This is a genomic window from Citricoccus sp. SGAir0253, assembly GCF_005877055.1.
Classification (GTDB): Bacteria; Actinomycetota; Actinomycetes; order Actinomycetales; family Micrococcaceae; genus Citricoccus.
In genome coordinates, this window is record NZ_CP039424.1 from 2,285,851 (window position 1) to 2,305,778 (window position 19,928).

A 19,928-nucleotide genomic window follows, 5' to 3' on the forward strand; every position below is an offset into this window, starting at 1 on the left:
TCAGGCTCCTTCCGGTGCCGGCCCCGTGCCCACGCCGAGGTGGCGGGTGACGAGGGTGTCGTCGTCCAGGAAGGACGTGGCGGAGTCGGTGGCGTGGACCACGCGGCCGTCCGAGAGCACGACGGCGCCGGCGGCGAGTTGTCGGACGACCGTCAGGTTCTGCTCCACGAGCAGGATGGGCACGGTCCTGGCGGCCTCCTCGAGGGCCTCGGCGACCTCGCCGACGATCTTGGGCGCCAGCCCCTTGGTCGGCTCGTCCACCAGCAGGACGCGGTTGTCGTTCATCAGCGCCCGGGCCAGCGAGACCATCTGCTGCTGGCCACCGGACAGGGTGCCGGCCGGCTGCTGGGCCCGCTTGACGAGGTCCGGGAACAGGGACTCGACCAGGTCCCGGCGCGGGTGGTCGTCCCGCTCGGACAGGCGCAGGTTCTCGGCGACGCTCAGGCCCGCGAAGACCTCGCGGTCCTCCGGGACGTAGCCGACGCCGCGCTGGACGATCCGGTGGGTGGGCAGGGCGTGGATGGGCTCGCCGTCCAGCTCCACCGTCCCGCCGTCCCGGTGGATCAGGCCGAGGATGGCCTTGATGGAGGACGTCTTGCCCACGCCGTTGCGCCCGAGCAGGGCGGTGATGCCGGTGGCCGGGACGGAGAACGTGACGTCCTCGACCACCTGCTGGCCGTTGATGGAGGCCCGCAGGCCGGTGACGGCCAGGACGGGGCCGGTGCCGGCGCCGCCGGAGGGAGCGGGCGCCGACGTGGTCCGTGCTGCAGTGCCCATGGGTCAGGCCACCTTTCCCATCTCGCCGAGGTAGGCCGACTGGACCTCGGCATTGGCCATGATCTTCTCGGGCTGGTCCACGGCCAGCAGCGTGCCGTGGTGCATGACGGCCACGCGGTCCACGAGGCCGAGCACGACCTCCATGTGGTGCTCGACCATCATCAGCGTGCGTCCGGACTCGCGGTGGATGCGTCGGATGATCTCCACCAGGCCCGGGACGTCCCCGGAGCCGACGCCGGCCATCGGCTCGTCGAGCAGGATGAGCTCGGGGTCCGTGGCCAGGAGCATGGCGATCTCCACCTTGCGCTTGTCACCGTGGGACAGCCCGCCGGCGGTGGCCTCGGCCCGGTGCTGCAGCCCGACCTGCTCGAGACAGGCGGTGGCCCGGGTGGTGGCCGCGTCCGAGGACCGGGGGAAGCGGAACAGGGACAGCGAGCCGCCCTGCTTGGCCTGGGCGGCGAGCCGGACGTTCTCCAGCACGGACAGTCCGGGGAACAGGGACGAGGTCTGGAACGTGCGTCCCAGCCCGGCCTTGGCCCGGCGGTCGACCGGCAGGTGGGTGATGTCCCGGCCGTTCATCTGGATGCTGCCCTCGGTGGGGCGGAGCAGGCCGGACACCAGGTTGAACAGGGTGGTCTTGCCGGCCCCGTTGGGGCCGATCACCCCGACCATCTCCCCGGGCGCGATCTCCAGGTCGATGTCCTGGAGGATGCGCGCTCCGCCGATGTGCAGGCCGATGCCCTGGAACCTCAGGGCAGGGGTCTGGGTGGGCATGGTGGTCCTTTCGGGGAGGGTCTGCGGGAGACGGTCGGGGTGTGCCGGGTCAGGTCACTGGCCGGCGACCGGCGGGGCGGCGTCGGCCGCGCCGACGGTGTCGACCAGCTCCGGCGTCCACTCCGAGCCCTCCTGGACGAGCTTGGCCTGGTACATGTCCTGGATCAGCGCGTGGTCCTCGGCGCGCACCGTGGTGGTGCCCTTCGGGCCCTCGAACTCCCAGCCCTCGAGGGCCTGGACCATGGAGTCGACGTCGGTTCCGCCGCCCTCCTCGATGGCCCGGACGATCATCTGGCCGGCCACGAAGCCGTCGGGGGTGAACAGGTCCGGTTCGGCGCCCTGCTCCTCGACGTGGTCCATCATGAACTCCTCCACCTCGTTCTGCGCGGCACCCGGGAAGTAGTGGGAGAGGAAGGAGATCTTCTCGCCGGCGGCACCGTAGGCGCCGTAGGTGGCCTTGTTGGCCAGGCCGGTGACGATCGGGGCGGCCTCGAAGGCACCCTGCTGCTCCAGGGCCTGCCACATGGACCCGGCGTTGGCACCGGCCCAGGCGACGAACACGAGGTCCGGCTTGGCGTCCACGATCTGCCGGGCGAAGGGGGTGAACTCGGTGACGTCCTCCGGGACCAGGATGTCCGAGACCTGGGCCCCCTCCGCGCCCAGCACGGATTCGACGGCGGCGACGTTGCCCTGGCCGAAGGCGTTGTCCTGGGCGAACACGAGGACCTTGGAGCCGTCCAGGTCGTCCACGAACTGGCCGGCGGTGGCGACGTCCTGGACGGACTGCCGGCCGGAGCGGAAGGTGTAGTCGTTGATCCCGGTGACCGCGTCCGTGGCGGCGGGGCCGGAGATGTAGAGCACCTGGTTCTGCTCGGCCTGCTCGGCGAGCTTGAGGGCGATGCCGGAGGCGGTGGTGCCGGCGAGGATCTTGTACTCCTTGCCGATCAGTTCCTTGGCGATGGAGACGGCCTTGTCCGGGTCGCCGCCGTCGTCGTGGTAGGTCAGGTTGATCTCGGTCTCGCCGACCTTGCCGGTGCCGTCCGTGGCGTAGTCGATGCCGGCCTGCAGCCCGGCGTAGTACTCCTCGCCGTAGGCCGCCAGCAGGCCGGTCTTGGAGTACACGATGCCGACGTCCACGCTCTCGGGGGCCTGGGCGTCGGCGCCGCCGCCCTCGGGGTCCGCCCCGGACTGGGCGGTCGGGGCGCAGGCGGTGAGGGTCAGTCCGGCGGCGAGGAGGCCGGCGGCCATGATGCGGGCGGGGTTCTTCACGTGGGTGGCCTTTCCATGAGGACCTGGTGCGGTGATCCGGTCGGGGCTGCTCCCGGCGGTCCGGCCGTGCCCGTTCGCACGCCGCCCCCGGGGGCTCAACCTGAAAGGCGATTCAGGTTATGGACCGAGTATGTGACACCCGTCACGGCGCCGTCAAGGGGTGGACGGACTCCCTCAGGCGGGTGACCCGGGTCGGCCGGCACGGGGCGCCCGGGCCACGGGTCCACGGAGCGCACGGGAGTCGCCCACCGCGGGGAACCGCGCGGCCGCTCCCGCCGGCCGGGGGTGGGGACGCCGCAGGCCCGGCCGCCCTGGACAGGGTGACCGGGCCTGCGGACCGGTGGGGTCGGCGTCGGGCCCCCGAGGGGATCCCGACGCCGGCCCGGCGCCTCAGTGCAGCTCCGCGCCGGTGGACCGGCGCACCTCCTCCTCGTCCACCCCCGGGGCCGTCTCGACCAGCACCAGCCGCGGGGCGGCCGGGTCGGAGCGGTCGACGTCGATCACCGCCAGGTCGGTGATGATGCGGTCCACCACGCCCTTGCCGGTGAGCGGCAGGTCGCACTCCTTGAGGATCTTCGGCGTGCCGTCCTTGGCCGTATGGTCCATGAGGACGATGACCTTCCCGGCACCGTGGACGAGGTCCATGGCCCCGCCCATGCCCTTGACCATCTTGCCGGGCACCATCCAGTTGGCCAGGTCCCCGTTCTGGGCCACCTGCATGCCGCCGAGCACGGCGACGTCGATCTTGCCGCCGCGGATCATCCCGAAGGAGGTCGCGGAGTCGAAGAACGAGGCGCCCGGGTTGACCGTCACGGTCTCCTTGCCGGCGTTGATGAGGTCCGGGTCCACGCGGTCCTCATCGGGGTACGGGCCGACCCCCAGGATCCCGTTCTCGGACTGCAGCACGACCGTGCGCCCCTCCGGGATGTGGTTCGGGATCAGCGTCGGCATGCCGATGCCCAGATTCACGTAGGCGCCGTCCGGCAGCTCGCGGGCGGCGCGGGCGGCCATCTCGTCCCGCGTCCACCCGTGGCGCGCGGGGGCCTGCTGTTCCTCGGTCTGCTGGGTGCTCATCAGGCGTCCTTCCTCGTGGTTCCCGCGGTGCGGACCGTGCGCTTCTCGATCCGCTTCTCGATGTCCGGGCCGACCTCCACGACCCGGTGGACGTACACGCCCGGCAGGTGCACCTGGTCCGGGTCGATCTCGCCCGGCTCGACGAGGCGCTCGACCTGCGCGATGCACACCCGCCCGGCCATGGCCGCCGGCGGGGCGAACTGCCGGGTGGCCTTGTTGAAGACCAGGTTGCCGTGCCGGTCCCCGACCGCGGCGTGCACGAGGGCGAAGTCGGTGACGATGGACTCCTCCAGGGCGTACTGCTGCTCCCCCGCTCCGCCGAGGTCGAAGGTGCGGATGTCCTTGGGCAGCGAGGCCTTGGCCACGGTGCCGTCCGGGTTGTACTTCATCGGCAGCCCGCCCTCGGCGACCTGCGTGCCCACGCCCGAGCGCGTGAAGAACGCCGGGATCCCGGCGCCGCCGGCGCGCAGCTTCTCGGCCAGCGTGCCCTGCGGCACGAGCTCGACCTCCAGCTCGCCCTCCAGGTACTGGCGGGCGAACTCCTTGTTCTCCCCCACGTAGGAGGAGGTCATCTTCGCGATCCGGCCGGCGCCGAGCAGGATGCCCAGGCCCCAGCCGTCCACGCCGCAGTTGTTCGACACGATCGACAGGCCGCTCGCGCCCTGCTCCAGCAGGGCCTCGATCAGCTGGATCGGGTTGCCCGACAGGCCGAAGCCGCCGACGGCCAGGGAGGCGCCGTCGGGGATGTCGGCGACGGCCTCGCGGGCCGATCGCACCGTCTTGTCCAGGGTCATCGTTCACCTCTCACGGTTCGGTGGAGCGTCCTCGCTCCGGTGGTGGTCGTTGCTCGGGCCGGGGCCGGCGGCACCGGCCCCCGGGTCAGCGGGTGGTCCAGCCGCCGTCCATGGTGTAGGAGGCGCCGGTGACCATCGCGGCGTGGTCGGAGGCCAGCCAGGTGATGAGCGAGGCCACCTCCTCCGGCTCGACGAGCCGCTTGATGGCGGACTCGGTGAGCATGATCTTCTCCACCACCTCGTCCTCGCTGATCCCGTGCGTCCGGGCCTGGTCCGCGATCTGCTTCTCCACGAGCGGGGTGCGCACGTAGGAGGGGTTCACGCAGTTGGAGGTGACCCCGTGCTCGGCGCCCTCCAGGGCCGCCACCTTGGACAGGCCCTCGAGCCCGTGCTTGGCGGAGACGTACGCGCTCTTGAACGCCGAGGCCCGCAGGCCGTGGGCGGAGGAGACGTTGATGATCCGGCCGAAGCCCCGCTCGTACATCCCGGGCAGCGCCGCCCGGATCAGCAGGAACGGGGACTCCACCATGAGCCGGTGGATGAACCGCCACGTGTCCGGGTCGTACTCGTGGATGGGCGCGATCCGCTGGATGCCGGCGTTGTTGACCAGGATGTCCGTGTCCAGGCTCAACTCCTCCAGCGCGGCGGTGTCCGCGAGGTCCGCGGCCCAGGGGGTGCCGCCCACCTCGGCGGCCAGCGCCTCGGCCGCCTCCGCGTTGACGTCCGCGACCGTCACGGTGGCGCCCGCGGCGGCGAAGGCGCGCACGCACGCCGCGCCGATCCCGGAGGCGCCGCCCGTCACCACGGCGCGGCGTCCGGCCAGGACGCCGTCCGCGGGGGCCGGGGCGGCCCCGGGGGCGGTGTCGGTGCTCTTCACTGCAGTCTGTTCGGTCACGGCGGGCTGCCTTTCTCGTGCTCTGACGTGGGGTGGAAGTCCGGTGGGGGCGGGCGGGCGGCCCGTCCCGGGCGCCGGGCCGCGGGGGCGGCCCGGCGCGGGGCTCAGCGGCTGAGCAGCAGGGCCTCGCCCTGGCCGCCGCCGCCGCACAGGGCCACGCCGGCCCGGCCGGAGCCCCGGCGGCACAGTTCGAGGGCCGCGGTCAGGGCCAGCCGTGCGCCGGAGGCCCCGATGGGGTGGCCCAGGGCGATGGCGCCGCCGTGGATGTTGGTCCTCTCCAGCGGATAGCCGAGCTTGTCCAGCGAGTGCACGATGATCGAGCCGAAGGCCTCGTTGATCTCGAGGAAGTCCAACTCCTCCACGGACCAGCCGGCCCGGGCCAGCGCGGCGGAGACCGCATCGGCCGGCTTGTCGTGCAGGGAGGAGTCCCTCGGCCCGGCCACCTGCCCGGGGGCGCCGACGGTCGCCAGGATCTCCAGGCCCTTGGCCTCCGCGTAGGCGCGGGAGGTCACCACGACGACGGCGGCGCCGTCCGTGAGCGGCGAGGAGTTGCCGGCGGTGATCGTGCCGTCGCGGGCGAAGGCGGGCTTGAGCGCGCCGAGGGACTCAGCGGTGGTGTCCGGGCGGACGCCCTCGTCCTGGGCGACGACGAGGGGATCGCCCTTGCGCTGCGGGATCTCGATCGGGGCGATCTCGGCGTCGAAGACGCCCTCGGCCTGCGCGCGGGCCGCGCGCTGGTGGGACGCCGCGGCGGCCTCGTCCTGCGGGCCGCGGCCGATCGAGCGCTCGGCGTTGCCGGACTCGGTGAGCTCGCCCATCGCCTCGTGCGTCAGGGAGTCCGTGAGGCCGTCGTGGGCGACGGAGTCGAGCACGGTGGTGGGGCCGTACTTGTAGCCCTTGCGGGCCCCCATGAGCAGGTGCGGGGCGTTGGTCATGGACTCCTGGCCGCCGGCGACCACGACCTCGGCCTCGCCGAGCCGGATGATCCGGGACGCGTCGATCACGGCGGTGAGCCCGGACAGGCACACCTTGTTGACGGTCACGGCGGGGACGTCCCAGCCGATGCCCGCGGCCAGGGCGGCCTGCCGCGCCGGGTTCTGGCCCTGTCCGGCCTGGACCACCTGGCCCATGATCACCGTGTCCACGTCCCCGGCGGCCACCCCGGAGCGCTGCAGCGCATGGCGGATGGCGTGCGCGCCGAGGTCCATGGCCGTCAGGGACGCCTGCTGGGACAGCAACCGGGTGAACGGCGTGCGGGCCCCGCCGACGATCACGGCGTCCTGCGGGGAGGGGGTGGTGGTGCTCATGGTGGTCTCCTTCACGGGCCGGGCCCGTCGTGGTCTCGGTGCGCGTGGCCCCGGGGCCCGGGGCCACGCGCGGTGGGTGTGGCGGTCGGCCGGGGTCAGAACGCCCCGGTGAACGACGCCACGGTGGTCAGCACGGCCACGGTGATCACGGGGATCACCAGGGTGACCATGCCGATGTCCTTGTACGACTGGCGGTGGGTCATGCCGCAGACGATCAGCAGGGTCACGACCGCGCCGGAGTGCGGCAGGGTGTCCAGGCCGCCGGCGGCCATCGCGGTGAGCCGGTGCATGGCCTCGAGGCTGACGCCCTGGTCCACGGCCATCTGCCGCAGCTGCTCGCCGAAGGCGTTCAGCGCGATGGTCATGCCGCCCGAGGACGAGCCGGTGATGGCCGCGGTGATGGACGTGGACACCACGGAGGTGACGAGGGCGCTGCCGCCCAGGTTGAACACGGAGTCGCGGATCACGGCGAAGGCGGCCACCGAGGCGACGACGGCGCCGTAGCCGACCTCCGAGCCGGTGGAGAAGATCGGCAGCATGGCGCCCTTGGCACCGTCCGCGAAGGCCTTGCGCAGTTCCCGGAAGTGGCGCGCGTTCAGGGCGATGATCACCAGGACCGCGACCACGAGGGCGACGGTGACGGCCCAGATGCCGGCGCGGGACTGCAGGGTCACGCCGCCGAACTTCTCCTCGGAGAGGTAGGACCAGTCCAGGGCGGGGAACAGCACCAGCGTGCAGCCGAAGTTCACGATGAACACCACGAGCAGCGGCAGGAACGGCACGAGGGCGTTGGGGGGCGTCATGACCGCGGCGGAGGTGGGCTGGGCGTCCGGGTTGGACTCCGTGTCCACGGCGGCGTTGACGCGCTCCTCCTCGCGGACCGCGGCGCCGGGGCCCACGCCCTTGCCGTGCCGGACCGGGCCGGTGGCCTGGGCGCCGTTGGCGACGTCGATGGCGTCCAGCGTGTCGGCGAAGTGCTCGCCCTTGGCCATCAGGGTGCGGCGGCGGTACTCGAGCCACAGCAGGCCCAGGCCGAAGATCATCGCGGCGCCGACCAGGCCGATGCCCGGCGCGGCGAAGCCGCCGGTGCCGAAGAACTGGCCGGGGATGATGTTCTGCACCTGCGGGGATCCCGGCAGGGCGGTCATGGTGAAGGTGAAGATGCCCAGGGCGATCGTGCCCGGGATCAGGCGCTTGGGGATGTCCGCCATGCGGAACAGCTCACGGGCCAGCGGGAACATCACGAAGGCCACCACGAACAGGCTGATGCCGCCGTAGGTCATGAGGGCGGAGGTGATCACGGTGGCCATCAGGGCGCTGCGGGCCCCGATCCACCGGGTGACGGTGCGGGCGATGCTCTCCGCGTAGCCGGTGGCCGTCATGAGCAGACCGAAGATGGCCCCGAGCAGGAAGACCGGGAAGTAGTTCCCGACGAAACCGGCCAGCGCCGGCATGAAGATCTCGGTGTACGACGCCAGGATCGGGGCTCCGGAGAACACGAGGGCGACGACCGAGGCGATGGGGGCGGCGATGATGACGGGCATCCCGCGGTAGGCCAGCGTGATGAGCAGGGCCAGGGACAGGATGATGCCTAGAATCCCCAGAAGCATAGGGGTTACCTCTCGGACGGGCGGGCGGGACGGGCCCGGCGGGGCCCTCCCGCCGCGGACGGGACGGTGGTGCGGCGTGACGTGGGTCACGCGCCGTCGTGGCGACGATATCCTCCAGCATGGCCCGTGGATGTGACGCACGCTACGTCGAGCGGTTCAACAGTCCCGCCGCCCTTTCGTAGCGCGCTACGAAAGGCGCTCCGGTGCGCCCCGCCGCAGGCCGCGCTGTGCGGCGAGGGCCCACGAGGCCTCGATGAGGGTCTCCGGCTGCTGCAGGCTGGCCCCCGTCAGTTCCTCGTACCGCTTGAGCCGGTAGCGCAGGGTGTTCACGTGCACCGGGATGGCGGCCGCGGCCAGCGGGATGCTCATCCCGTGGTCGAGGTAGGCCTCGAGCGCCTCGAGCACGAGCCCCCCGAACGCCCCCTCGGCCAGCACGGGCTCCACGTGCCGCTCGTGCAGCATGCGGGTCGTCTCCGGGCTCGCGGGGATCGCCATCCGCCAGGACAACCGCTCGACGTCGACGACACCGTCCCAGCCGACCCGGCGCGCCGCCTCCAGCACGCGGGTGGCCCCCTCGAAGGAATCCCTCAGGTCCGCCAGCGCCACCGGCGGGCCCACCGCGATGGTGACGCCCGCGGCCGGACGGGCCGGGCCGGCGTCGCCCACGAGGATCCCGACCGCTCCCTCGCCACGGGGCGCGGCCAGGGCCCGGGCACCGGCCGAGGCGGCCCAGTCCTGGAGCCGGCCCGCCGGGTCCTCCGTGTCCCCGGCCGCGACGGCGGCGCGCACCGCCCGCACGGGCCCGGCGAGCGGGATGTCGAAGGTGGCGGCCCCGCTGCGCAGCTGGGCCTGGTCCAGCACCCCGACCATGGCGTCCCGGATCCACTGGGTACGCCGCGCGGAGTCCGCCACGGCCTGGGCGATCGAGCGGTCCCGGTACACGACCACGGCGCGCGTGGTGAACGCGTCGCCCAGGGCCCACAGTTGCGTGCTGAAGGTCAGTGCCGCGTCGGCGGGCACGCCGAACGCCGGGGCGAGGTCCAGCAGGTGCCGCAGGATCACGGACATGGACACGCGGAAGCCCGCCAGCACGCTGACGATGGGCACGCCCTGGCCCATCCGCTCCTCCATGAGGGCCCGGGGCTCGTCGATCTCGTCCGGGGCCGGGGCCCGGCCGTCCAGCAGGGTGCGGATGCTCAGGGCGCGGTTGCGGCGGGCGGAGGCCAGCAGCGACTCCGAGGGCACGCCCTCGTAGCCGGGCAGCGACTCGCGCAGGGCCGCGACGGTCTCCTCCAGGATGGCGTCGTCCGCGGCGAGGGCGTCGACGAGGGCCCGCAGCGCCTCGCGCTCCACGGCCCGGTCAGTCCCGCCCGGCGCCGTCCGCGCCGGCGTGGTCCTCGGCGGCACCGTCCGCGGCCACGGACTCCGCGAGGGCGGCGAGCCGGTCGATCGAGGCCGCCAGGGACTCCGGCGTGGTGGCCAGCGCGCGCGGGAACCGGGTCTCGTCGGTGAGCCGCGTCCAGTCGTAGGTGTGCCGCACGAGCGTGCCGCCCTCGGCCGGCTGGAGCTCCCAGCGCCACAGGTGGCCGCGCGGCTGCTCCCCGGTGGGCGCCGGCAGCCAGGCGATGCGGCGGTCCGGCTCGAACTCCACCACGTGGTTCTCGCGGCCCTGGCCGTTGGTGAGCTCCATGGTGAAGACGTCCCCCACGGCGCGCACGCGCTGCCCCGCGGGGGCGGCGGCGAGGTTGTCGTTGCCGTCCCACTCCGGCTGGCGGGCGGGATCGGCGATCAGGCCGAAGAGGACCGACGCCGGCGCGCGCACCGTGCGCTCAGCGGTGACGACGCGTTCGGGGACCGGGGGCAGTGAGGTGTCCATGGCCCCAGTCTGGCACCGGTCAGGCCTCGGCGCGGGACCCGGCTCGCCAGCGGATGCCGGCGTCGATGAACCCGTCGATGTGCCCGTCGAAGACCGACTGCGGGTTGCCCTCCTCGTGGTTCGTCCGCAGGTCCTTGACCATCTGGTACGGGTTGAGCACGTAGGAGCGCATCTGGTCGCCCCAGGAGGCCTTGACGTCCCCGGCCATCTCCTTGCGCTTGGCGTCCTCCTCGGCCTTGCGCACGAGCAGCAGCCGGGACTGCATGACGCGCAGGGCCGCGGCGCGGTTCTGGATCTGGGACTTCTCGTTCTGCATGGACACCACGATCCCGGTGGGGAGGTGCGTCATGCGCACGGCGGAGTCGGTGGTGTTCACCGACTGGCCGCCGGGGCCCGAGGAGCGGAACACGTCGATCTTCAGCTCGGACTCGGGGATCTCGATCGAGTCGTCGGACTCGATGAGCGGGATGACCTCGACGGCGGCGAAGGAGGTCTGGCGGCGGCCCTGGTTGTCGAAGGGGCTGATGCGCACGAGGCGGTGGGTGCCGGCCTCCACGGACAGGGTGCCGAAGGCGTAGGGCGCGTTGACCTCGAAGGTGACGGACTTCAGGCCCGCCTCCTCCGCGTAGGAGGTGTCCATGACCTTCGTGGACCAGCCGCGCTGCTCGGCCCAGCGCAGGTACATGCGCATGAGGATCTCGGCGAAGTCGGCGGCGTCCACGCCGCCGGCGCCGGCGCGGATGGTGACCACGGCGTCGCGCTCGTCGTACTCGCCGGACAGCAGCGTGACGACCTCGAGCTCGGACATGGCCTTGCGGATGGACTCCAGCTCGCGCGCGGTGTCCTCGCGGGCGGCGTCGTCGTCCTCCTCGGCGGCGAGCTCGACCATGACCTCCAGGTCGTCGATCCGCGAGGCGAGGCGCTTGATGCGCTCGAGCTCGGACTGGCGGTGGGACAGCCGGGAGGTGACCTTCTGCGCGGCCTCGGGGTCGTCCCAGAGGTCCGGCGCGGAGGCCTGCTGCTCCAGCTCGGCGATGTCCGCCTCGATCTGGGCCACGTCCGACACCTGCTCGATCTGCGACAGGGTGGAGCGGAGGTCCTTGATTTCAGCGGTGTAGTCAGTCTCAGCCATGGTGGGGTCAAGCCTACCGCGACGGCGGCCCGGGTCCGGTGCGCGACGGGGACGCGCGGGAGGATGCCGCGGCGGGCCGGGATGCCGCGGGGCGGGGAAGCCGCGGGGCGGGGAAGCCGCGGGGCCGGCGGCGCCGGGTGGTGCCGGGGTGGCCCAGTAGCGGACGAGTGGTGACCACGCTGTCCCGGCCCCCGCCGCGCTCGTAGCGTCCGAGGTCGTTGGTCACCCCAGACGACAGGACGATGATGACTCGCACCCTCATCCCCCGCGCCCTGGCGGCCACCGCGGCACTGGCCCTGGCGCTGCCGGTCCACGCCGTGGCGGCAGCGCCCGCCCACGCCACCGTCACGATCCCCGACCCGGACTTCCGGGCCTGCCTGAACGCCGCCCTCGGGCGGTCCCCCGCCGACCCCGTGTCCGCCGGGCAGCTGGCGGGCCTGCGGTCCCTGGAGTGCCCCACCGGGGGGCCCGGTGCCGTCGACGACCTGACCGGGGCCCAGTACCTGACCGGGCTGGCCTCCCTGCGCGTGGCGGGCCATCGCGTGGGCGACGTGTCCGCGCTCGCCGGCCTGGAGCGGCTGGCGGACGTGGACCTGTCCTCCAACGCGATCACGGACGCCTCGGCACTGGCGCCGCTCGCCGCCCGCGGCGCGCGGATCCGACTGGCGGGACAGTCCACCGCGGCCACGGTGCCGGTGGGCGAGGGCCGTGTCCTGCCAGCCGCCCGGGACAGCCGCGGGGTCCCGGTGCCGTACGACGACTGCCACGCGGACGACTACGCGGACGTCCCGGTGGACTGCGCCGACGGTCTCCGCGTGGAGGCCGACGGCACCGTCTTCACGCCGGCGGCGCCCGGGTACCATGCCGTGTCCGCCTCGGGACGCGGCCTGGACCACTTCTCCCTGACCGTGGAGGTCACCGCCGACCCCGTGCAGTGGTTCACGGACGTCCCCGTCGGCCGCGCCTTCGCACGCGAGGTGTCCTGGATGGCCGTCCGGGGCATCGCCCGCGGCTACGCCGACGGACGGTTCGGGATCGCCGAGGAGGTCACCCGCGGCCACGCGGCGGCGTTCCTCTACCGGCTCGCGGGAGAGCCGCCCGTGGACCTCCCGGCGACCTCACCGTTCCCCGACGTCCCGAGGGGCCACGGCTTCTACGCCGCCGTCGTCTGGCTCCGGGGCCAGGGGATCGCCCGGGGCCACGAGGACGGGACCTTCGGCCTGGACCGCGCGGTCACGCGGGGCGAGATGGCGGCCCTGCTGCACCGGTCGGTGGGCTCCCCGACCGACCCGCCCCCGCCGGCGCGTTCGCCCTTCTGGGACGTCCCGCCCTCGCACGGGTCCTACCGTCCGATCACGTGGCTGAACGCCGCGGGGGTCGTCCGGGGCCATGCGGACGGCGGCTTCGGGCCGGACGACGCCGTGACGCGCGGCCAGGCCGCCGCGCTCCTGTACCGGCTGAAGCACCGGCCCGGAGCCTAGTCGGGGTCCGGACACCGGCAGCCGGAGAGGGGCGGGACCACCACGCCGTCCGTTCAGGGGTGGCGCGACCGGCCGGCCACGTGCGCGATCAGGGAGGGGTCCGTGGACGTCAGGACCCCCATCTCCTCCCCGCCGTCACACGTGACGAGGGAGAGGGTGAGTGATCCTCCTCCGATGCGGGCCACGCGCCAGCCTCCCCCGGAGTCCTCCCAGCGGAGCACCCGCTCGAGGTCCGGGGGAACCGGGCCGCTGGGCGGCAGGCCCGTGGCGTTGCCCCCGGCGCCCGGACGGTTCGTCTCCATGGCCGTAGCGTAGTCGTCACCAACGGCGGCCGACAGGGCAAAGGCCCATGTCATTCCCGGCCAGTCGCGCGCGCGGGACGCCGGTGACATCGGACAATGATCGGGTGATCTCGCTGACCTCCGTGGCCTCACCCCTCCGCGTGGCGCTGGTCGGACTGGCCCTGGTGCTGTCCGCCCAGGGGGCCGCCGCCGCGCCGCCGGCCCCGGCGGGGCCGTCGTCGGGCCCGGCAGGGGACGAGCGCTCCGAGGCCGGCTCCCTCACCTCCGAGCCGGTGCCGCTCACGGTCGACGGCGTGGATGCCGCGGACCTGCCCGTGCTCCCCTCGCCGGTCCGTGCGCCACGCGGCGACGAAGCGCCCAGGACCCCGGCGACCCTCCCACCCCCGCCCGCGGCCGCCTGCGAAGCGATCGCCTTCCCGGACGTGCCGGCCGGGTCGACGTTCCACGCCCATGTCTCGTGGCTGGCCTGCGAGCGCCTGGCCACCGGGTACGGGGACGGGACATTCGGCGCGGCGCGGAGGATGACCCGTGCCGAGGCCGCGCTGGTCCTGTACCGCCTCTCCGGCGAGACCCACGAGGCCGGGGACACGGTGGTCTTCCATGACGTCCCGCGCTCCAGCGCGGCGTTCACCGCGGTGTCCTGGATGCGGTCCCGGGGCTACGCCACGGGTTACGCGAACGGGAGCTTCGGCTACGGACGGGACGTCAGCCGCGGGGAACTGGCGGCCTTCCTCTACCGGATGGCCGGGGCCAGTCACCCCGTGACGGCGTACTCCGCCTTCGTCGACATGACGCCGCGGACACCCTTCTTCCGCGAGGCGGCCTGGCTGCAGTCCACGGGGATCGTCACCGGCTATGCCGACCGCAGCTTCCGGCCCACGCGAGGCATCTCCCGCGGAGAGGCCGCGACGTTCCTCTACTCCTTCGCGCAGGTGCGGGACGGCACGCGCCCCGTACCGGCGGTCGACCGGTGGACGACCGTCGCCACCGGACTCCACGCCACGGCCGACCCGCGCACGCCTGCCACCCACACCCTGCCGGCCCAGACAGGCGTGCTGCGGCTCGCGGAGCAGGACGGGATGACACGGGTGCGGACCGGATCCACGAGCGGGTGGGTCAACACGGACTTCCTGTCCCGGGGACGGCCGGGGACCACGGAGGTGCCCTACCCGGGCACGCGATCGCTCACCGGCCGTGCGGCCAACACCATGGCGCCGTGGTGCTGGGACGTCCCCATGACCACGTTCGACGGCGCCACCGCCTGGGCGCGGTACCGGTGGTCGGGCGACCCGGACTGGCCCTCCTCCCTGCGGATCCGGGAACTGATCGGGCTGGGCGACGACCTCGATCCGGACTTCGTCCCCGCCCGGGCGATGCAACTGCACGAGTGCGCCCACATCCTCCAGTTCCGCGCCTACCGCTACGACGAGGGAGCGCTCGTGTCCGCGATGGAGCGGCTCTACCCCGGGGGCCCGGCCGGGGGCGTGGAGCACATGGCGGACTGCATGGCCGACGCGATGGGCGCGCAACGGGTCCACACGTCCGGCGGACGGACCTGGACCGCCGGTTACGGCGGCACGTGCACCATGGCCCAACGGGCCGCAGCCCGGAAGGTCATCGCCGGGCTGCGTCCTTGACTACCGGGTCAGCGAGGTGCGCGAGGAACTGGCCGCCGTCACGGTGACCCCGGCCGGCACGATCCAGTTCACCACCGGCGGGTGGGCCGAGGCCGTGAGCACCACCTCCACGGTCCGGCCGCCGTCGGTCACGGCGACGTGCCGGACCGCCAGGGCGTCGAACCGGGAGGGGGCGCCGGCGGCCGCCAGGTACTCCGCCACGGCGGCACCGGCCTGGTCGGTCGTGAGCACGGGGGCGTTGCCCCGCCCGGGGTCGATGCGGTAGCTGTCGGCGGCCGCCATCGCCGCCCCGTCGGCGGCGGAGAGGAGCCGGCGCGCCTCGATGTTCACGGCCGTCACGGCCAGCACGACCGTGGCCAGCAACAGGCACACGACCGACAGCCCCACCGTGAGGACGGTGGTCTGGCCCTCCTCCCCCGTCCCCGGTCCCGGGGCGGGGCACGGCGGGTCCGCCCGGCGGCCGGGCACGGCGGGCCTCACCCGAACCTCGGCACGGGTTGCTGGGCGCTGCTCGACACGGTCGCGACCGCCGCGTCCCACCCCAGGGTCCGGGGCAGCAGCGGGACGGGCACCCGGATGCTGACCTCGACCGCCACCGTGGACCCCGGTTCGAGGCACGGACGGGTCGAGCAGGAGACCGCCGCCTGGTGCTCCCCCTCGCCCAGTCCGTAGTCCGCGAGCGTGAGGCCCACGACCGCGTCCGCGCGACGGGCGGCGGCCTCCGCGTCCGGCGCCGCGACCATGGCCTTGGCGGCCTGGTCCGCCGCGGCCGCGGCGGCATAGGCCGCGGCCTGGACCTGGCTCGTGAGGACGAGGAAGTAGACGACCGGCACCAGGAGCAGCGCGGCGAGCAGGACGAACTCCACGCTCGCCGAGCCCTCCTCCCCGCGGCGCTCGCGTTCAGTACCGGAACGCATGGCCGTCCGCCTCCAGTGTCACCGGACCCGTCAGGAAGCCGACCATCGGCATCGAGGTGCGGACCGTGACCCGCACCAGGGGGACCCCGGGTCCGCCGACGACGGCGGCCGAGACCTCGGCGTCGGCCCCGCCCGGGATCGACCCGGCGAGCAGCTCGCGGGTCCGGGCCGCGCCGTCGTCGGGCGTCCGGTCCCCCAGGGCGCCGTGGCGGGCCCCAGCGCTCGCCGCGTCGATGAGCGTGTTGCGCACGTGGATGACGAGGCCGAACTGCAGGATGGCGGCGAAGACGACGGACAGCAGCGCCATCACCATGACGGACTCGGCGACGGCCGAGCCGCGCTCCCCGTCCCGCATCGTCAGTTGGTCGAGACCTGGCTGATGGCCTGGTTGAACAGGTCGGTCAGGGCCGGTCCGGCGATCGCCAGCAGGCCGGCGACGAGCAGTGCGGACATCAGGGTGATCATCACCCAGCCGGGGACGTCCCCGCGCTCGTCGGTCCGGGCGTCGGCGAGGAAGGCGCGGAGACCGGCGAGGGCGCGGTACAGCCGATCGGTGCCGTGGTGGTCCTGGTTCATGGTGTCCCCTCCATGGGTGGTGCGTGAGGTCGGTGGTGTCGTGAGGTCGGTGGTGTCGTGAGGTCGGTGGTGTCGTGAGGTCGGTGGTGTCGGTGGTGGTCGGGAAGGCGGCGCCTCCGGGAATGCATGGCGTGGGGTCGGGGGTCCAAAGGCCGGGTTCGAAGGGTCGGGGTCGAAAGGTCGGGGTCGAAAGGTCGGGGTCGAAGGGTCGGGGTCGAAGGCCGGGCGGCCGGGGCGACCGCCGTCGGACTCAGAAGCCGAGGTTCATGAGGGAGATTCCCGGGTAGATCGCGAAGATGACGGTCAGCGGAAGGATGCCGAACACGAGCGGGGTCATCATGCCGATCTCCTTGCGACCGGCGGACTCCAGCAACTCGCGCTTGGACAACTCGCGCACGTCCCTGGCCTGCGCCCTCAGGACATCGGCCAGCGGCGTGCCCCGCTCCAGGGCCACGAGCACCCCTTCGATGAAGCGTTCCACGGGGGCCAGCTGGATCCGGCGCGCACACGACTTCAGGGCGGTGTGGACGGACGAGCCCGCTCGCATGTCGGCCAGCACCTGGCCGAACTCCTCCGCGAGCGCACCGCGCGCCGACGTCGCGACCCGCTCCAAGGCCCCGGGCGCGCTGTCGCCGGCGCTCACGGACATGGCGAACAGTTCCGCGATGGAGGGGAACTCGCTGAGGATCCGGGTGCGACGCCGCTTCACCTGCGCGCTCAGCACGTTGTCCCTCAGGAAGAACCCGACCACGGCCAGGCACAGCACCGTGACGACACCGAGCAGGGGATGGAGGCCGCCGTTGACGGCGAGGGCCACGCAGCCGACCATGCCCGCACCCGCGCCCGCCGCCGCGGTCATGAGCTGCTGCGCCCGGTAGTCCTGCACGGACAGCTCCGAGCCCGCGGCCTCGAGCTTGCGCTCGAGGGCCTGTTGCCCCAGGTTGAAGCGGTCGAGGTGGCGCACGCCCTCGGCCAGCACGGGCTGCATGATGCGGCCCAGGGCGCCCCACGGCGTGACCCTCGGGTGCTCGGCCAGGAGTGACGACGCGGGCGTCCGGTTGCGCAACTGGGGCTCCACCCGACGGACCAGGGACGGCTGCCACCCCCAGGGAACGCCGCTCACGACGAGGGCCAGGCCGCAGCCCAGCGTGAGGCCCAGGACGAGGGCGACGGCGAGGGCGCTCATCTACAGCACCCTCTTCTCGTCCGGGAGCGAGCCGATCCGCAGCATCAGCTGGTAGCAGACCACCGAGACGACCAGGCCGCCGGCCAGGACCATCAGCCCGGTCAGGGACTGGTACGCCCGTACGGCCTCCGGCTGCGTCCCCAGCAGCAACAGGACGATCCACGGGGCCGCCACGGCCAGCCGGGCCGCGTTGACCGTCCAGGACTGGCGCGACTCCAGTTCACTGCGGGTCCGGGCGTCCTCGCGCAGGAACTCCGAGAGCGTGGACAGCAGCGTGCCGAGGTCCGCGCCTCCCACGTCCCGCGTGAGGCGCAGTGCGGCGACGAGGCGGTCGGCGACCGGGTCGGCCATGCGGAACTTGAGGTTGTCCAGGGCATCGGTGAACCGCAGGCCGGAACGGTAGTCACGGGCGAAGTCCCGGAAGGCCGGCTGCAGTTCTTCCGGCCCCTTGTCCCCCAGCTGGATGAGCGCCTCCGGCAGGGTCAGTCCGGCCCGGACCGCCGACCGCAGGTGGTCCACCGCATCCGGCCACACGTCGCGCAGCAGCGTGCGGCGCTTCCGGGCCTGCCACCGGAGGGTCACCCAGGGCACGAGCGCTCCGAACAGGGAGAAGCACAGGGCGATCGTGAGGGTCCGGGTGAGCAGGAAGACCGTGAGGAGCGCGACGACCCCACAGCCGACCGTGGCGGCCAGGACGCCGGCCGGTCCCACCTGCTCGACGCCGGCCTGGGCCAGCAGTTGCCGCAGCCGGCCGTCCCGGACGAGGACGCGGTCCTGCGGCGTCCGGGGCCAGAAGGACCACCACACCAGGAACAGGCCGGTCCCGAGGCCGAGGCCGAGCAGCAGCGACATCAGGCCACTCCTGCCACGGCGCGGGGATCGTACCCGTGGGCCTCCAGCTTGGGGTTCTCCAGCATGGCGGAGGGGTTGAGGACCAGGCGGCCGTCGACGCGGTGGAAGACGGTCGACGACTCGATGACACCGTCCTCGACCCGGGTGCCGACGGCAAGGATCTCCTCCACGTAACGCCGTCCGCGGCGATCACGGGTGCAGTGCACCACGAGGTCGAAGCAGGAGGCGACCGTGGGGACGACGAAGTTCCGCGAGATGTTCTCCCCGGCCATGAGGGGTAGGGTGCAGATCTTCGCCAGGGCGTCCGAGGCGCTGTTCGCGTGGATCGTGCACATCCCGGGCAGGCCGCTGTTCAGGGCCACGAGCATGTCCAGGCTCTCGGCCTCCCGGACCTCGCCCACGATCAGCCGGTCCGGTCGCATCCGCAGGGCCTCCTTGACGAGGCGACGCAGGGCGATCTCCCCGTGGCCTTCCAGGTTGGGCTGGCGGCACTGCATCTGCACCACGTCCCGCAGCGGCAGCTTCAGCTCGAAGATCTCCTCCACCGTGACGACGCGTTCCCGGCTGCCGATGGAGGCGGAGAGGCAATTGAGGAGCGTCGTCTTGCCGGCCTGCGTCGCTCCGGAGACGAGGATGTTCAACCCCGCGTCGACGGCGGCGTCCAGGTAGCGTGCCGCCTCCGCGCTGAGGGAGCCCGAGCGCACGAGGTCCTCGAGGTGATGCGCCCGCACGACGAACTTGCGGATGTTGACGGACCAGTGCCGCTGGGTGATGTCGGGGATCACCACGTGCAGCCGGGAGCCGTCGGGCAGGGCGGCATCGACGAACGGCGAGGACAGGTCCAGCCGCCGCCCCGAGGTCTTCAGCATCCGCTCGACCAGGTCCCGGACGTTCTCCTCGGTCAGGGTGATGTCCGTGAGCTCGGAGACCCCTGCTCGCGCGCAGAACACGGCCGTCGGGGCGTTGATCCAGATCTCCTCGACGGAGTCGTCGTCGAGCAGTGGCTGCAGCGCCCCGAACCCGGCCACGGCGTCGAAGACGCTCCGGACGGCCTCGTCCCGGTCCGGGAGCAGCGGGAGGGACCCGACGAGGGACCGTGCGTCGTAGTCCGCCGTGGCGTCCTGCACCAGGCGCCGCACGTCGTCCGGCTCACGGAGCGGATCGACGCCCCGGCGACGGATCAACTCGCGGACCTCGTCCGTCAGGATGCGGATGGCTTCCATGGTCTCCCCTCCATGCGGGCCCCTCGGGCCACCGGCCTGTCCCCGGCCTCGGTCAGAGCGTACCGAGTTCCCGCCGCGGCGGGTAACACCCGTCACATGCCTGTGGACAACGCAATCCGCCCGTGACGTGCCGCTTCCCGCAGGGCGTGTCGTCCACAGCCGACGCCGACCACCCCGCCGCCCGTCCCTCAGGCCGGGAGGATGTGCCGGAGGGCGGACCCGGGGCCGTTGACTCCACCGCCCTGT

At 73.1% G+C, this 19,928-nt stretch carries 21 protein-coding genes; 2 read left to right on the plus strand and 19 right to left on the minus strand.

All coding sequences use genetic code 11. From position 1 onward, the window contains the following. From E7744_RS10065 to prfB, 11 genes are all read right to left on the minus strand, one after another. Nucleotides 1-777: an ABC transporter ATP-binding protein gene (locus tag E7744_RS10065; RefSeq protein WP_137773994.1), complete on the minus strand. Its 777-nt coding sequence runs from the start codon at nt 775-777 to the stop codon at nt 1-3. A gap of 3 nt (nt 778-780) precedes the next feature. Next, on the minus strand, nt 781-1,551 hold the full coding sequence (locus E7744_RS10070) for an ABC transporter ATP-binding protein (protein WP_137773995.1): 771 nt from the start codon (nt 1,549-1,551) through the stop codon (nt 781-783). Nucleotides 1,552-1,605: 54 nt separating this feature from the next. Then, a complete protein-coding gene (locus E7744_RS10075) occupies nt 1,606-2,799 on the minus strand; it encodes a substrate-binding domain-containing protein (RefSeq protein WP_371415400.1) in 1,194 nt (397 codons plus the stop codon). 411 nt (nt 2,800-3,210) lie between these two features. After that, nucleotides 3,211-3,894 (minus strand): CoA transferase subunit B, encoded by a 684-nt coding sequence (locus E7744_RS10080; RefSeq protein WP_137773997.1) that lies wholly within the window; start codon nt 3,892-3,894, stop codon nt 3,211-3,213. Then, nucleotides 3,894-4,688, minus strand: coding sequence for a CoA transferase subunit A (locus tag E7744_RS10085; protein ID WP_137773998.1), 795 nt, complete (start codon nt 4,686-4,688; stop codon nt 3,894-3,896). The genes E7744_RS10080 and E7744_RS10085 overlap by 1 nt, the downstream gene beginning before the upstream one ends. 85 nt (nt 4,689-4,773) lie before the next feature. Beyond that, nucleotides 4,774-5,565: a 3-hydroxybutyrate dehydrogenase gene (locus E7744_RS10090; RefSeq protein WP_371415401.1), complete on the minus strand. Its 792-nt coding sequence runs from the start codon at nt 5,563-5,565 to the stop codon at nt 4,774-4,776. Between the two features lie 122 nt (nt 5,566-5,687). After that, nucleotides 5,688-6,890, minus strand: coding sequence for an acetyl-CoA C-acetyltransferase (locus E7744_RS10095; protein WP_137773999.1), 1,203 nt, complete (start codon nt 6,888-6,890; stop codon nt 5,688-5,690). Between the two features lie 95 nt (nt 6,891-6,985). Further along, the gene (locus tag E7744_RS10100; protein WP_137774000.1) at nt 6,986-8,500 is read right to left on the minus strand and encodes a GntP family permease; all 1,515 of its coding nucleotides are present in this window, start codon (nt 8,498-8,500) and stop codon (nt 6,986-6,988) included. Between the two features lie 186 nt (nt 8,501-8,686). Beyond that, entirely contained in the window at nt 8,687-9,853 is a 1,167-nt protein-coding gene (locus E7744_RS10105) for a CdaR family transcriptional regulator (RefSeq protein WP_137774001.1), read from the minus strand. Nucleotides 9,854-9,860: 7 nt separating this feature from the next. Further along, the gene (locus E7744_RS10110; protein WP_137774002.1) at nt 9,861-10,376 is read right to left on the minus strand and encodes an SRPBCC family protein; all 516 of its coding nucleotides are present in this window, start codon (nt 10,374-10,376) and stop codon (nt 9,861-9,863) included. A 19-nt stretch (nt 10,377-10,395) separates the two neighbouring features. Beyond that, a complete protein-coding gene (gene prfB, locus E7744_RS10115) occupies nt 10,396-11,508 on the minus strand; it encodes a peptide chain release factor 2 (protein WP_137774003.1) in 1,113 nt (370 codons plus the stop codon). Between the two features lie 242 nt (nt 11,509-11,750). On the opposite strand from prfB, the gene E7744_RS10120 reads away from it, so the two are divergent. Then, nucleotides 11,751-12,989 (plus strand): S-layer homology domain-containing protein, encoded by a 1,239-nt coding sequence (locus tag E7744_RS10120; RefSeq protein ID WP_137774004.1) that lies wholly within the window; start codon nt 11,751-11,753, stop codon nt 12,987-12,989. Nucleotides 12,990-13,042: 53 nt separating this feature from the next. Here E7744_RS10120 and E7744_RS10125 read toward each other — a convergent pair whose 3' ends face one another. Next, nucleotides 13,043-13,291, minus strand: coding sequence for a hypothetical protein (locus E7744_RS10125; RefSeq protein ID WP_246858398.1), 249 nt, complete (start codon nt 13,289-13,291; stop codon nt 13,043-13,045). A 104-nt stretch (nt 13,292-13,395) separates the two neighbouring features. On the opposite strand from E7744_RS10125, the gene E7744_RS10130 reads away from it, so the two are divergent. Next, entirely contained in the window at nt 13,396-14,928 is a 1,533-nt protein-coding gene (locus E7744_RS10130; RefSeq protein ID WP_168199796.1) for an S-layer homology domain-containing protein, read from the plus strand. Here the strand turns inward: E7744_RS10130 and E7744_RS10135 are convergent, their stop codons facing one another. The 7 genes from E7744_RS10135 to E7744_RS10165 all read right to left on the minus strand — a co-directional run bounded on the left by E7744_RS10135 (nt 14,929) and on the right by E7744_RS10165 (nt 19,682). Next, a complete protein-coding gene (locus tag E7744_RS10135; RefSeq protein WP_168199797.1) occupies nt 14,929-15,408 on the minus strand; it encodes a pilus assembly protein TadG-related protein in 480 nt (159 codons plus the stop codon). Further along, complete coding sequence (locus tag E7744_RS10140; protein ID WP_137774007.1) at nt 15,405-15,845, minus strand: hypothetical protein; 441 nt, start codon at nt 15,843-15,845, stop codon at nt 15,405-15,407. Before E7744_RS10140 ends, E7744_RS10135 begins: the two co-directional genes overlap by 4 nt. Next, nucleotides 15,829-16,200, minus strand: a complete 372-nt coding sequence (locus tag E7744_RS10145) for a TadE family protein (protein WP_137774008.1) — start codon at nt 16,198-16,200, stop codon at nt 15,829-15,831. Before E7744_RS10145 ends, E7744_RS10140 begins: the two co-directional genes overlap by 17 nt. A gap of 2 nt (nt 16,201-16,202) precedes the next feature. Further along, the gene (locus E7744_RS10150; RefSeq protein ID WP_137774009.1) at nt 16,203-16,421 is read right to left on the minus strand and encodes a hypothetical protein; all 219 of its coding nucleotides are present in this window, start codon (nt 16,419-16,421) and stop codon (nt 16,203-16,205) included. A gap of 250 nt (nt 16,422-16,671) precedes the next feature. After that, nucleotides 16,672-17,607 carry a type II secretion system F family protein gene (locus E7744_RS10155; RefSeq protein ID WP_137774010.1) on the minus strand — a complete coding sequence of 312 codons (936 nt, stop codon included), beginning with the start codon at nt 17,605-17,607 and terminating at the stop codon, nt 16,672-16,674. Beyond that, nucleotides 17,608-18,459: a type II secretion system F family protein gene (locus tag E7744_RS10160; protein WP_137774011.1), complete on the minus strand. Its 852-nt coding sequence runs from the start codon at nt 18,457-18,459 to the stop codon at nt 17,608-17,610. It lies immediately after the preceding gene. After that, nucleotides 18,459-19,682 (minus strand): CpaF family protein, encoded by a 1,224-nt coding sequence (locus E7744_RS10165; RefSeq protein WP_137774012.1) that lies wholly within the window; start codon nt 19,680-19,682, stop codon nt 18,459-18,461. Before E7744_RS10165 ends, E7744_RS10160 begins: the two co-directional genes overlap by 1 nt. Nucleotides 19,683-19,928: the final 246 nt, after the last annotated feature.

What these genes read in the sequence shown, in the direction of transcription:
- E7744_RS10065 (WP_137773994.1), bottom strand. Translation starts at nt 777, where the DNA reads ATGGGCACTGCAGCACGGACCACGTCGGCGCCCGCTCCCTCCGGCGGC.
- E7744_RS10070 (WP_137773995.1), bottom strand. Translation starts at nt 1,551, where the DNA reads ATGCCCACCCAGACCCCTGCCCTGAGGTTCCAGGGCATCGGCCTGCAC.
- E7744_RS10075 (WP_371415400.1), bottom strand. Translation starts at nt 2,799, where the DNA reads ATGGCCGCCGGCCTCCTCGCCGCCGGACTGACCCTCACCGCCTGCGCC.
- E7744_RS10080 (WP_137773997.1), bottom strand. Translation starts at nt 3,894, where the DNA reads ATGAGCACCCAGCAGACCGAGGAACAGCAGGCCCCCGCGCGCCACGGG.
- E7744_RS10085 (WP_137773998.1), bottom strand. Translation starts at nt 4,688, where the DNA reads ATGACCCTGGACAAGACGGTGCGATCGGCCCGCGAGGCCGTCGCCGAC.
- E7744_RS10095 (WP_137773999.1), bottom strand. Translation starts at nt 6,890, where the DNA reads ATGAGCACCACCACCCCCTCCCCGCAGGACGCCGTGATCGTCGGCGGG.
- E7744_RS10100 (WP_137774000.1), bottom strand. Translation starts at nt 8,500, where the DNA reads ATGCTTCTGGGGATTCTAGGCATCATCCTGTCCCTGGCCCTGCTCATC.
- E7744_RS10110 (WP_137774002.1), bottom strand. Translation starts at nt 10,376, where the DNA reads ATGGACACCTCACTGCCCCCGGTCCCCGAACGCGTCGTCACCGCTGAG.
- prfB (WP_137774003.1), bottom strand. Translation starts at nt 11,508, where the DNA reads ATGGCTGAGACTGACTACACCGCTGAAATCAAGGACCTCCGCTCCACC.
- E7744_RS10120 (WP_137774004.1), top strand. Translation starts at nt 11,751, where the DNA reads ATGATGACTCGCACCCTCATCCCCCGCGCCCTGGCGGCCACCGCGGCA.
- E7744_RS10125 (WP_246858398.1), bottom strand. Translation starts at nt 13,291, where the DNA reads ATGGAGACGAACCGTCCGGGCGCCGGGGGCAACGCCACGGGCCTGCCG.
- E7744_RS10140 (WP_137774007.1), bottom strand. Translation starts at nt 15,845, where the DNA reads ATGCGTTCCGGTACTGAACGCGAGCGCCGCGGGGAGGAGGGCTCGGCG.
- E7744_RS10145 (WP_137774008.1), bottom strand. Translation starts at nt 16,200, where the DNA reads ATGCGGGACGGGGAGCGCGGCTCGGCCGTCGCCGAGTCCGTCATGGTG.
- E7744_RS10150 (WP_137774009.1), bottom strand. Translation starts at nt 16,421, where the DNA reads ATGAACCAGGACCACCACGGCACCGATCGGCTGTACCGCGCCCTCGCC.
- E7744_RS10155 (WP_137774010.1), bottom strand. Translation starts at nt 17,607, where the DNA reads ATGAGCGCCCTCGCCGTCGCCCTCGTCCTGGGCCTCACGCTGGGCTGC.
- E7744_RS10160 (WP_137774011.1), bottom strand. Translation starts at nt 18,459, where the DNA reads ATGTCGCTGCTGCTCGGCCTCGGCCTCGGGACCGGCCTGTTCCTGGTG.
- E7744_RS10165 (WP_137774012.1), bottom strand. Translation starts at nt 19,682, where the DNA reads ATGGAAGCCATCCGCATCCTGACGGACGAGGTCCGCGAGTTGATCCGT.